Here is an 11,258-nt window from a genome sequence, read left to right as displayed (position 1 = left end):
GCAGAACGATGTTCGGTTAGCGTTTGTTAGCCAGCTTCACGTTACAGGTCGGTCTCTTCAGGACCTGGGGGATCCGTGCTCGCCACCGCGCGCCATAAGCTCAAGCCGGCCAGAGCATCCGACCGGGTGACGCGCAGCCTGCGTGCGCTGGAGCGGACGGCCTCGACCAGCCGTGTGCTCAACCTGATCGCCATCGAGGCCGAAAGCGGCCACCGGCCTGAGCACTTTCAGGCTCCGCTTTTCAAGAACCGGGTGCTGAACACCGCCCTGATCGTCAAGCACCGCGTGCGTCACGACGATATCTACCTGTTCGAGGAAGCACGGGCGACCACGACCAAGGTGATCATCCCGTTCGACCGCCGGGACCTGGCGCTTGGCGGGCAGTCCATCCTTGTCGGACAGCGGGGCTGGACCGATCTATTGATCAACGCCTGCAACGGCGCCGGCGAGAGCGACCGCGACCTGTCGGTCCTGCGGATGATCGACAGCTTGCCGTCGCTGGATCCGTTCCTGCTGCGCGAGCACCTGCGTCGCCACGGCGTGTTCGCCGCGCCCTGCTATTTCGCCCTGTCGCCGGCCGATGTCGATGCGATGCAGGGCTTCGTGGCCGTCGAGATCGCGCGCCTGATCGCGCTGGCCTATCGTGACATGGGCGGGAGTGGAGCGATCCACGCCACCCGCATGGTCGAGGCCTTGCTGGCGACGGATGTGGATGAACGTCTCGAGCCCCTGCGCGCAACCCTGATCCTGGAGGGCGACAGCTTCAAGGAGGGCGTCTTCAGCTGGAAGGGCTTCCTCTATTACAAGTGGATGCTGGAGACCCTGTGGCCGCGTCTGGCCGAGGTCGGCGCCGAGATCGGTCGTCTCGCGATCAGCGGTCCGCGCGACCCTGAAACGGGTCGCTATCTGGAGGAGGCGCGCCGTCGCTTGCAGACCGGCGTTCTGGTCGAGCGGAACGCTATCCTCAGGACGCTCAAGGTCTACAATGACGCCTTCGAGCACCTCGTTGAGAACAGCGACGCGCGTGTATTCCGTGAATTCCTGCTTCGAGCCCCAGAATTGTTTCTGAGTCTGGGTGAGCGGGTCGGTGCGATCTCGCACATCTCCAGCTACTGGCGTTACCGGTACCCGGCCGGTGGAACATTGACCGCCTCGGTTGAAGAAGCCCTCGATATCTTCATGGATTTCGAAGCTGGACTGGCCGTACCCTTGCCGGACTGACGCAAGCCGGCTGGAGATTTATCAAGCGGATTTTTACACTCTGGGGCGTACGGTCCGGCCTTACGTTCAGGAGTCGTGTTCGTGTTTGACGGCAACGTCCGCACAATCCAGCGTGTCGCCGCGAAGGTGCAGAGGGTGATGGTCGTCGACCCCAACCCTGCGACCGCACGTTTGTTGACCGAGCATCTTCGGCCTCTGGGCGGGGTGCAGATCTTTCCGGCCCCGACCGCCGAGAAGGGCTACGCCCTGGCCCGCGCCGCCGATCCGCAGCTGATCTTTGTCGAGCACGGTAGCAGCGGCGTCGACGGTCTGGCGTTCACACGCAAGCTGCGTCGCAGCGATCTGACCTGTCGTGAGGCGCCGGTCATCATGTGCACCAGCGAAGCCACCGCCGAGGCGATCTTCGGCGCGCGCGACGCCGGTGTGCACGAGTTCATGCGCAAACCCTTCAATCTGAAGGACCTGGAACGACGCCTTGAGGCGGTGACGCTGAAGCCGCGCGAATGGGTCGAGGCCGTGGCCTATGTCGGGCCCGATCGTCGTCGTTTCAACTCGGCGGACTACAAGGGACCGCGCAAGCGCAAGGCGGACGCCAGTGACACGCCGGCCGCGCGCCTGTCGCAAGCGCTCCGGATCGTGAAGTCCGCCGCCCAGGCGTTGGACAGCGATCCGGCTCAGGCCCGTCGGGCCCTGGCCGCGCAGGCGCTGGAGCTGCGGCGGGTGGGCGAGGCGGTCAATGAGCCGCGTCTCGTTCAAGCCGCCGATGCCCTGGCCTCCTGCACCCAATCCGACATCACCGGCGCGGATGTGCGCACCGAACTGGTCAAGCGCATCGACGCGCTGATGGGGTTCATGGGGTCTGAGGACCGAGGGCGCGCGGCCTAGAGCGTGAGGCCGAAAGTGGGAACCGTTTTCGGCTATTCTCACGCTCTAAGTATCTGATCTAGAGCCTTTTTAGCGCCTGAAATCGATTCCGATTTCAGGCTAAAGGCTCTAGCGATGTCCGGCGGGGCGGGCCAGCCAGTGCCGTAAGGCGCCGTTCACGGGGCCTGGGGCCTCCATCGGCGTCATGTGCCCCGTATCGGGGATCACAACCAGGTGCGAACAGCCTATGGCGGCGGCCATCTTGCGGTGCCCCTCCGCAGGCGTGATCTGGTCGCTCTCGCCGACAATGACCACCAACGGAACATGCAAGGCGCGCAACGCGGCTTCGCCGTCCTCGCGCTCCAGGCTGTTCTGGCGCAGGAACACCTCGCGGCCCAGGCGCTGGGTCATGTCGACGATGCGGCGGGTGAGGTCGACGTCGTCCAGGCGCGAGGCGTCGATATAGCTCTTCATGATCGCCTGGCCGATCCCCAGGAACGTTCCGCCCTTCGCGGCGGCCTTGTTCAGCGCGCGACGCTGGGCGGCGCGCTCGGGCGTGTCGAAATGGATCGAGGTATCCAGCAGGGCCAGACGCTCTATCCGCTCAGGCGCGATCCGGGCGATGTCTTGGGCCACATAGCCGCCCATCGAGAAACCGGCGAGGGCGAAGGTCGGTTCGGCGTGGACGAGCACGTGCTCGGCCATCTGGCGGATCGTGGCGTACGGCGAAAGATCCGGAACCCAACAACGCGCGACGTCCGCCAGCCCACTGATCTGGTCGCGCCAAAGCTCGGCGTCGTTCAGCAGGCCGGGCAGGAGGATCAGCTGGGGGAGAGGAGTGGTCATGGGCGTGCGTACCATCATTGCCGCTACAAGCTCCCGCTCACAGCGCTCTGGCGCCTGCTTTATCTCTACGCCGATCAAAGTCGACGCCGAAGACCGGACGTTCCTAAAGGCTGCTCAGGGTGGTGAGTTGCCACAAGGAATCCCTCTCTCATGGAGAGAGGGAGGGGCCCGCGCCGCAGGCGTGGGAGGGTGAGTGGGTAGGCGAAGCCCTTGGACGATCCTGACGCTGTGGTGATCTATGTGCCGGCACGCCGGCTGACGGCGTAACCACTCTCCCTCCCAAGCTTCGCTTGGGCCCCTCCCTCTCTCTAAGAGAGAGGGCTTTGCGCGACGTCCGCTCAGGGTCGTGGGCAGTCTCCCGCCTTCCTCCAGAAACCCGACCTCGCCGGCGACACGTTAGGGCGTCCATCGCCGCGACAGTCTGGCCGGCACGTAGGGGCGCCGATGTTGGCCCAACAAAAAAGGGCGCTCCGAAGAGCGCCCTTTCCGTCTCACGATCATGAGCCAAAGCCCTAGGCGTCGACCATGTTCTTGGCGATCGCCGCCTCGCGCATGGTCTTCTGCAGCTTCTCGAACGCGCGGACCTCGATCTGGCGCACGCGCTCGCGGCTGACGCCGTATTGGGCGGCGAGTTCTTCCAGGGTGGTCGGCTCGTCCTTCAGGCGGCGCTCGGTCAGGATATGACGCTCGCGGTCGGTCAGCTCGACCATCGCCTCTTCCAGGAGCGACATCCGCAGCGACTTTTCCTCGTCCTCGGCGACGCGGGTCTCCTGGGAGACCTGCTCCTCGTCGGCCAGCCAGTCCTGCCACTCGCTCTCGCCGTCGGCGCGCAGCGGCGCGTTCAGCGAGGCGTCGGGGCCCGACAGGCGGCGGTTCATCGAGATGACTTCGCTGTCCAGCACGCCCAGCTTGGTGGCGATCTGGCTGACCTGGTCGGGGTGCAGGTCGCCTTCCTGGAAGGCGGCGATCTGGCTCTTGGCCTTGCGCAGGTTGAAGAACAGCTTCTTCTGCGCGGCGGTCGTGCCCATCTTCACCAGCGACCACGAGCGCAGGATGTACTCCTGGATCGAGGCGCGGATCCACCACATGGCGTAGGTGGCCAGGCGGAAGCCCTTCTCGGGCTCGAACTTCTTGACGGCCTGCATCAGGCCGACATTGCCCTCGGAGATCACCTCGCCGATCGGCAGGCCGTAGCCGCGGTAGCCCATGGCGATCTTGGCCACGAGGCGCAGGTGGCTGGTGACCATCTTGTGGGCCGCTTGCGGGTCCTGATGCTCTTTCCAGCGCTGGGCCAGCATGAACTCTTCGTCCTTGCTGAGCATCGGGAACTTGCGGATCTCGGTGAGGTAACGCGACAAGCCGCCGTCCGGCGACATCACCGATAGAGAATTCACGGCCATCTTACTCATATCCCCTTGCGTGCGGATCCGCTCGCCAATCGCGCGCGATCATCCCCCACACAGGAGGGTAGATAGTTCACGCTGCGGCAGTTTGAAGGGCGGTAACGCATTTGTAATGTCCGAGTTTCGGGCTCGGATATTGTACGAATGCGGCGATGGTTTGGACGCGTTGCGGCTGAAGTTGGAGAGAAGTCATGGTCCGTCTCATTTTTCGCCTGCTGATCGCCGCCTTCGGCTTGTGGCTGGCGACCCAGATCGTCCCGGGCGTTTCAGCCGACGGTTGGAAGACCCTGCTCATCGCAGGCTTGCTGCTGGGCATCGTCAATGCGGTGGTGCGCCCGATCGTGACCCTGCTGACCTTCCCTCTGACCTTGGCGACCCTGGGCCTGTTCCTGCTGGTGGTGAACGCCGGCATGATCGGCCTCGTGGCCTGGATGCTGGACGGCCTGACGGTTCGCGGCCTGTGGGCGGGGATGCTCGCGGCCATCGTCACTGGCGTGGTCAGCTGGGGCGGCCAGATCCTGCTGGGCGACACTAAGAAGGAGGAGCGGGAGTAGGCGCCCTCACGTCACGCTGTACGCCCCGCCCGTTTGGCGTAACCTTGGTCTCCGGGAGGAAGCCGAGATGAAGATCACCGGCGTCAATCACCTGGCCTTGGTCTGCCGCGACATGGCCGAGACGGTGCGGTTCTACACCCAGATCCTGCAGATGCCGCTGGTCAAGACCGTGGCCCTGCCGGACGGCGGTCAGCACTTCTTTTTCGACTGCGGGAGCGGGTCTTGCCTCGCCTTCTTCTGGTGGCCGGACGTCCCGCCCGCCGCGCCGGGGGTGGCGTCGGTCAAGGCCTTCCCTGCCGAGGCCAAGACGGCGGTCGGTTCGATGAACCATGTCGCCTTCAGCGTCGACGAGGCCGATCTCGACGCGTGCCTTCAGCGCCTGCAGGCCGCCGGGGTCCCTGTGTTCCCGATGGTCGTGAACCACGATGACAGCGAGATGGGCGTGGCCCGCAAGCTGCATCCGGGCGTGTTTGTTCGCTCGGTCTACTTCACCGATCCTAACGGGATCATGATGGAGCTGGCCGCCTTCACCCGGGCGTTCGGGCCCGAGGACGTGCGGCACGAACCGGCCCGCGCTGCGGTCGACGCCTGATGCCGCGCCTGCGCCAGATCCCCCGCGCCGAGGTGACCGACAAGGGAACCTTGAGGCTCTACGACCTGCTGTTCGGCGACCGCGATCCGGTGGCCGAGCCGGGCACCGACACCGGCACGCGTGGCGACTGGTGGACGGTCTTCGCCGGCAGTCCAGACATCCTGCGCCACGCCGCCCAGGGCTTTGCGCTCTATCGCGATCCCGTCCGCAAGCTGGACCCGGTGCTGCGTGAACTGGCCCAGACCCGGGCGGGCTGGGCGCGCGGCAGTCAGTTCGTGTTCTCCCAGCACTGCAAGTCGCTGCGCGGGCTAGGGGTCTCGGAGGACAAGATCGCCGCCATCCCCCACTGGCCGGTCGCGGCGGTTTTCGACGCCCATGAGCGCGCCGTGTTGGCCTATACCGACGGCCTGGTGCTGGACGGCGGCCGCGTGGCAGACGGGGTGTTCGCCGCCCTCAAGGCCTTCCTGTCCGACGAGCAGATTCTGGAGCTGACCTACATCACCTGCCTCTATGAGATGCACGCGGTGATGAGCCGGGCCCTGCGCACCGAGTTTGACGACCGCGACGACCCGATTGTCGAGGTCGCGCCGCCCGAAGGTTTCAGTGCGCGGGACTTTCTCGATACGGGTCGTTAACTATACTTCGCGTTATTGAGCGTCGGACGTAAATGGCGCTGCAAGCACTGTGACGGCGCTGTGAAGTTTTCGCGAAATTCGCGTCCTCAAACTGGGTTATTAGCACCCCGTTAGGTCAGCGCAGGCCTCTTCCTCGCGTGAGTGGAGGCGTATCAATGTTCACCCTGCGGGACACCGTTTCTTTCCTGGAGCCGGCGCGCGAGGATCACCTCGGCAAGGCCTTGTATGAGCGGTTCCGCGAGGAGCCTGACACCCTCATCATTCCGGTTCTGGACGCTGACGACCGCCCCATCGGCCCTGGTCGAGCGCAACGCCTTCTTCCTGCGCATGGCCGCGGAATATGGTCGCGCGCTCTATGCCAACCGTCCGATCTCGACCCTGATGGACCGCGAGCCGCTGGTCGTTGACGCCGAGATGGCGCTGGCCGACTTCACGACCGACAGCCTGTCGTATCGTGCATCGGATCTGCTGCGGGGTTTCATCGTCACCGAGGCGGGGCGCTATCTGGGCGTCGGGACCGTCCTGGCGCTCCTGCAGGCGGCGAACGAGACCAACCGGCGCGGCGTTGAGGCCCTGGCGCTGGCCAAGGCCGAGGTGGAGCGCGCGCAGACCTTCATGACCGGCATTGTCGAGGCCATGCCCGCCATGGTGTTCGTCAAGCGGGCCGACGATCACAGCTATGTCCTGCTCAATCGCGCCGGCGAGAAGACGCTCGGTTTCAAGCGCGACGAGGTGATCGGCAAGACTGACGCCGACATTCATGACGCCGAGCTGGCGGCGCTCTATCGCGAACGCGACCGGGCGGTGCTGGACTCGGGCGAGGTGCGGGTGATCGAGGAGGATCACGTTCCGCGCAAGGACGGCGGCACGGCCATCCTGCGGACCAAGAAGATCGCTCTGCTCAACGCCGAGGGGCGCGCGGAGTATCTGCTGGGCGTCTCGGAGGACATCGCCGAACGCAAGCGCGCCGAAGCGCAGATCGCGCGCCTGGCGCACTATGATCCTTTGACCGATCTGCCCAACCGCGTGCTGTTCCAGAAGTCGCTCGGCGAGGCCCTGGCCCGCCGGTCGCGCAAGGGCGACGCCCTGGCCGTGCACTTCGTGGATCTGGACCGCTTCAAGACGGTCAACGACACCCTGGGCCATCCGCTGGGCGACGCGCTGCTGAAGATCGCCGCTGAGCGCCTGCGCGGCTGCGTGCGCGAGGGCGACACGGTCGCCCGCCTGGGCGGTGACGAGTTCGCCATCGTGCAGACCGGTCTGGATGACGGCAATGGCGCCACGCGCCTGGCCGCGCGCATCGTCGAGGCCATGGCCGCGCCGTTCGACCTTCAGGGCCACCATGTCGTCATCGGGGCCAGCGTCGGGGTCAGCCTGGCGCCGACCGACGGCGACGACGCCGACGAGTTGCTGAAGAAGGCCGACATGGCGCTGTACCGCGCCAAGGCCGATGGGCGCGGGGCCTATCACTTCTTCGAGCGGGCCATGGACGAGCAGCTGCAGGCCCGCCGGGCGCTGGAACTGGACCTGCGCCGCGCGCTGCAGGCTGGCGAGTTCGAGCTCTTCTATCAGCCGCTCTATCACCTGGGCGACGAGCGTGTGACGGGTTGCGAGGCGCTGCTGCGCTGGCGCCACCCTGAGCGTGGCATGGTTTCGCCGGCGGACTTTATCCCCTTGGCCGAGGAGATTGGCCTGATCGTCCAACTGGGCGAGTGGGTCCTACGCCGCGCCTGCGCCGAGGCGGCGAACTGGCCCGAGCATGTGCGCCTGGCCGTGAACCTGTCGCCGGCCCAGTTCCGCGACCGGGGGCTGGTGCGCACGGTCGTCTCGGCCCTGGCGGCGTCTGGCCTGCCGGCGCAGCGCCTGGAGCTGGAGATCACCGAGTCGGTGCTGCTGCAGGACAGCCAGGCCAACATGACCATGCTGCACGACCTCAAGGCGCTGGGCGTGCGGATCTCGATGGACGACTTCGGCACCGGCTACAGCTCGCTGAGCTATCTGCGCAGCTTCCCGTTCGACAAGATCAAGATCGACCAGACCTTCGTGCGCGACATCCTGCACGACAGCGACGCCATGGCCATCATCAAGGCGGTGCTGGATCTGGGGGCCTCCATGGGCGTCGTCACCACGGCCGAGGGCGTCGAGACCCAGGCCCAGCTCGACGCTCTGCGCCAGCAGGGCTGCGCTGAGATCCAGGGCTATTTCATCAGCCGCCCGGCGCCGGCCAGCGAGATCGCCAAGATGCTGGGAGTGGCTGACGTATCCGCTGCCGAGCCGATGACGCCTTTGATCACCTTCTCCGAGAGGGAGAAGGAGGGGCCCGCGCCGCAGGCGTGGGAGGATGAGGGGTTACAGCCTCAAACGGACTGCCGGCACGCCGGTTGACAGCGTAAACCCTCACCCCGACCCTCTCCCTCAGGGAGAGGGAGCCTCCTAAGCCACCCGCTTCAGCGCCGCGCCCAGGTCCTCGACCATCTCGGGCGTCGTGGCCCACGAGCACATGAAGCGCACAGTGCCGTCCAGGAAGCGATAGACGAACCAGCCTTCGCCGCGCAGACGCTCCAACACCGGCTCGTCCATCTCGACGAAGATGCCGTTGGCCTCGACCGGGTGCTTGATCGGGAAGGGCATCAGCGCGGCCAGCTTCTGCGCCATGGCGTTGGCGTGGGCGGCGCGGGCGGCCCAGGGGCCGGTCTGACCGTTCTCGCCCAGCAGGCCCAGCCACGGCGCGGCCAGGAAGCGTCCCTTCGAGATCAGCTGGCCGGCATGCTTCAAGCGCGCGTCCAGGCGTTTGGCGTGATCGGGGTTCAGGAACACCACGGCCTCGGTCGGCGTCGAGCCGGCCTTAGTCCCGCCCATCACCAGGATGTCGACGCCCATCCTGGCGATGCTCTTCAGGTCAAAGCCCGCCGCGACCGCATTGGCCAGCCGCGCGCCGTCCAGGTGGACGCCGTAGCCCTTGGCCTTCACCGGCGCGATCAGGGCCCGCAGGTGGTCTTCCGAATAGACCGTGCCGTACTCGGTGGCGGTGGTCAGCGACAGGGCCGCCGCCGGCTGACGGTACGAGACGTCCGGCTGCGCCAGCGCCGCCTCCAGCGGTGCCAGCTCCATCTTGCCCGATGCGCCCGGCAGGCCGATCAAGCCGACGCCCTGGCCAAAGAAGCCGGGCGCGCCGGTCTCGTCGGTGCAGATGTGGGCGTGCTCGTGGGCCAGCACCGCCTCGTGCGGCTGGGCCAGCAGGGTCAGGGCGAAGGCGTTGGCGGCGGTGCCCGAGGCGGTGAACCGCACCTGCGCGTCCGCGTCCAGCGCGGCGCGGATGCGGTCGCCCGCCGCGCGGCTGACATGGTCGGTCCCATAGCCCGAGGCCGTGCCGGCGTTGGCGGCGATCAACGCGTCCATCACCTCGGGCATGGCGCCGGCGACGTTGTCGGAGGCGAAATCGTAGCGGGGCGCGGTCTGGGTCATCAACCTGAGGGGTTTTTCGCAAAGGCCGGAGCGGCCGGATCGATCGGATGCCACGGCTGCGCCTCGCACGTCCAGACCGAGACCCCGGGCTTGTAGGGAGCGGGATCATCAAGACCGCCAAGTTTCACCGCGACCACGGGCATGGCGATCTCCGACACCAACGGCGTTCCGCAGTCGGCGCAGAAGATCCGCGTCACCGCCTGGCCGCTGCCGCCGGGCCGCGTGTAGCGACGGGGCTCGCCCTTGGTGAAGGCGAACGCCGGCGCGGGGACCAGCGCGATATAGTTGGGCCCGCCGCCCGAAGCATATTGGCATTCGCGGCAGTGGCAGACGGCGACGTTGAACACGCCCTCCATCTCGTAGCGGATCTCGCCGCACAGGCAGCCGCCGGTGATCTTGCTCATCGCGTTCTTCCCCCCGTCAAAGGTCTAGAGTTCCCGCGCCCACGCCCGCACGTCGTCGACGAACAGCCCCGGCTCCTCCATCGCCGCGAAGTGGCCGCCGCGCGGCATCTGGCTCCAGCGCGTGATGTTGTAGGCCCGGTCGGCCCACGAGCGGGGTGGGGGCTTGTAGATGCTCTCGCCGGGGAAGTTGGCGAAGGCGGTCGGGGTCTCGCAGCGCTGGCCCTGCGCCAGCACCGGGCCGCCTTCTTCCAGCATGGCGCGATAGTACCAGGCGCCGGTCGTGAAGCTGCCGGTCATCACATAGATCATCAGGTTGGTCAGCAGCTGGTCGCGGGTGAAGACCTGATCGAAGGGCTTGGTCGACAGGTCGGCCCAGTCGTGGAAGCGCTCGAGGATCCAGGCGGCCTGACCCACGGGGTTGTTGGCGCCCAGCCAGGCCACCGATTGGGGCTTGCTGGCCTGCAGGCGAAAATAGGCGCCCCACAGGTCCATCTGGGCGCCGAAGCCGGTGATCCAGTCGATCTCTTCCTGGGTCGTGGGCGGACCGGCGGGACGCAGGCCGATCATGTTCAGGTGGATGGCCTTCGCATGGGCGGCGTGATCGAGGCCCAGCCACGAGGTGACGAGCCCGCCCCAGTCGCCGCCTTGGGCGAGGTAAGTCTCGTAGCCCAGCTCGCGGGTCATCAGGGTGTTGAACAGGCGCGCGGTGGCGCGCTGGCCCAGCGGGCGCCTCGGCTTGCCCGAGAAGCCAAAGCCCGGCAGCGACGGGATGACCAGATCGAACGCGTCGGCTGGATCGCCGCCGTGGCGCGAGGGGAAGGCCAGGGGCTCGATCGCGTCCCAGAACTCGAAGTGCGACCCCGGCCAGCCATGGGTGACCAGCAGCGGCCGCTTGCCGCCAGCCTCGCCGACCACGTGGACGAAGTGGATATCAAGGTCCTCGATCGTTGCGGTGAACTGCGGGAAGCGATTGAGGTTGGCCTGGACCGCGCCGACGTCGAAGTCGCCCGTCCAGTAGGCGCAGAGGTCCTTCAGGAAGTCCGCGTCACAGCCATAGCCCCAGCCGCCGCCCTCTGGCGCCGGCGGGAACTCATAGGCGCGGACCTGGGCCAGCACCTTGTCGACCGCCTCGCGGCTCCAGTTCACCTCGAACGGCTTTGGCATGGCGATCTCCCTGTTTTGAATGGGAGGGTCGGGTGGTTTACGCGGGGGAGGTCAAATCAAACTGTGTCATCCCGGCCGAAGCGTAGCGAAGAGCCGGGACCCAGGAGCGG

11 protein-coding genes and 1 pseudogene are annotated in these 11,258 nt (G+C 66.6%); 6 read left to right on the top strand and 6 right to left on the bottom strand.

The window, feature by feature from the left end:
* Positions 1 to 75: 75 nt before the first annotated feature.
* Both OVA11_RS18615 and OVA11_RS18610 read left to right on the top strand, forming a co-directional pair.
* Positions 76 to 1,221, top strand: a complete 1,146-nt coding sequence (locus OVA11_RS18615) for a hypothetical protein (RefSeq protein ID WP_268068727.1) — start codon at positions 76 to 78, stop codon at positions 1,219 to 1,221.
* Positions 1,222 to 1,296: 75 nt separating this feature from the next.
* Positions 1,297 to 2,106 carry a response regulator gene (locus tag OVA11_RS18610; RefSeq protein ID WP_268068726.1) on the top strand — a complete coding sequence of 270 codons (810 nt, stop codon included), beginning with the start codon at positions 1,297 to 1,299 and terminating at the stop codon, positions 2,104 to 2,106.
* Between the two features lie 108 nt (positions 2,107 to 2,214).
* Here the strand turns inward: OVA11_RS18610 and OVA11_RS18605 are convergent, their stop codons facing one another.
* The 3 genes from OVA11_RS18605 to OVA11_RS18595 all read right to left on the bottom strand — a co-directional run bounded on the left by OVA11_RS18605 (position 2,215) and on the right by OVA11_RS18595 (position 4,441).
* Positions 2,215 to 2,949, bottom strand: coding sequence for an alpha/beta fold hydrolase (locus OVA11_RS18605; protein ID WP_268068725.1), 735 nt, complete (start codon positions 2,947 to 2,949; stop codon positions 2,215 to 2,217).
* Positions 2,950 to 3,443: 494 nt separating this feature from the next.
* Positions 3,444 to 4,340: an RNA polymerase sigma factor RpoH gene (gene rpoH, locus OVA11_RS18600; RefSeq protein ID WP_268068724.1), complete on the bottom strand. Its 897-nt coding sequence runs from the start codon at positions 4,338 to 4,340 to the stop codon at positions 3,444 to 3,446.
* Positions 4,337 to 4,441, bottom strand: a complete 105-nt coding sequence (locus OVA11_RS18595) for a hypothetical protein (protein WP_268068723.1) — start codon at positions 4,439 to 4,441, stop codon at positions 4,337 to 4,339. The genes rpoH and OVA11_RS18595 overlap by 4 nt, the downstream gene beginning before the upstream one ends.
* Positions 4,442 to 4,525: 84 nt before the next feature.
* Here OVA11_RS18595 and OVA11_RS18590 point away from each other — a divergent pair, with 84 nt between their 5' ends.
* The 4 genes and pseudogenes from OVA11_RS18590 to OVA11_RS18575 all read left to right on the top strand — a co-directional run bounded on the left by OVA11_RS18590 (position 4,526) and on the right by OVA11_RS18575 (position 8,500).
* On the top strand, positions 4,526 to 4,888 hold the full coding sequence (locus tag OVA11_RS18590) for a phage holin family protein (protein WP_012640659.1): 363 nt from the start codon (positions 4,526 to 4,528) through the stop codon (positions 4,886 to 4,888).
* Between the two features lie 67 nt (positions 4,889 to 4,955).
* Complete coding sequence (locus OVA11_RS18585; protein WP_268068722.1) at positions 4,956 to 5,480, top strand: VOC family protein; 525 nt, start codon at positions 4,956 to 4,958, stop codon at positions 5,478 to 5,480.
* Positions 5,480 to 6,115, top strand: a complete 636-nt coding sequence (locus tag OVA11_RS18580; protein WP_268068721.1) for a carboxymuconolactone decarboxylase family protein — start codon at positions 5,480 to 5,482, stop codon at positions 6,113 to 6,115. The genes OVA11_RS18585 and OVA11_RS18580 overlap by 1 nt, the downstream gene beginning before the upstream one ends.
* A 155-nt stretch (positions 6,116 to 6,270) precedes the next feature.
* A pseudogene (locus OVA11_RS18575) lies at positions 6,271 to 8,500 on the top strand (putative bifunctional diguanylate cyclase/phosphodiesterase).
* A gap of 48 nt (positions 8,501 to 8,548) precedes the next feature.
* Here the strand turns inward: OVA11_RS18575 and OVA11_RS18570 are convergent.
* Genes OVA11_RS18570 through OVA11_RS18560 form a run of 3 tightly spaced genes read right to left on the bottom strand, consistent with a single transcriptional unit; the run spans position 8,549 to position 11,148 of the window.
* Complete coding sequence (locus tag OVA11_RS18570) at positions 8,549 to 9,583, bottom strand: threonine aldolase family protein (protein WP_268068720.1); 1,035 nt, start codon at positions 9,581 to 9,583, stop codon at positions 8,549 to 8,551.
* The gene (locus OVA11_RS18565) at positions 9,580 to 9,984 is read right to left on the bottom strand and encodes a GFA family protein (RefSeq protein WP_268068719.1); all 405 of its coding nucleotides are present in this window, start codon (positions 9,982 to 9,984) and stop codon (positions 9,580 to 9,582) included. The genes OVA11_RS18570 and OVA11_RS18565 overlap by 4 nt, the downstream gene beginning before the upstream one ends.
* 24 nt (positions 9,985 to 10,008) lie before the next feature.
* Positions 10,009 to 11,148 carry an epoxide hydrolase family protein gene (locus OVA11_RS18560; protein ID WP_268068718.1) on the bottom strand — a complete coding sequence of 380 codons (1,140 nt, stop codon included), beginning with the start codon at positions 11,146 to 11,148 and terminating at the stop codon, positions 10,009 to 10,011.
* Positions 11,149 to 11,258: the final 110 nt, after the last annotated feature.

Origin of the sequence: Caulobacter sp. SL161 (genome assembly GCF_026672375.1) — a bacterium.
Taxonomy (GTDB): domain Bacteria; phylum Pseudomonadota; class Alphaproteobacteria; order Caulobacterales; family Caulobacteraceae; genus Caulobacter.
This window is presented reverse-complemented; position numbering and strand designations above follow the sequence as displayed.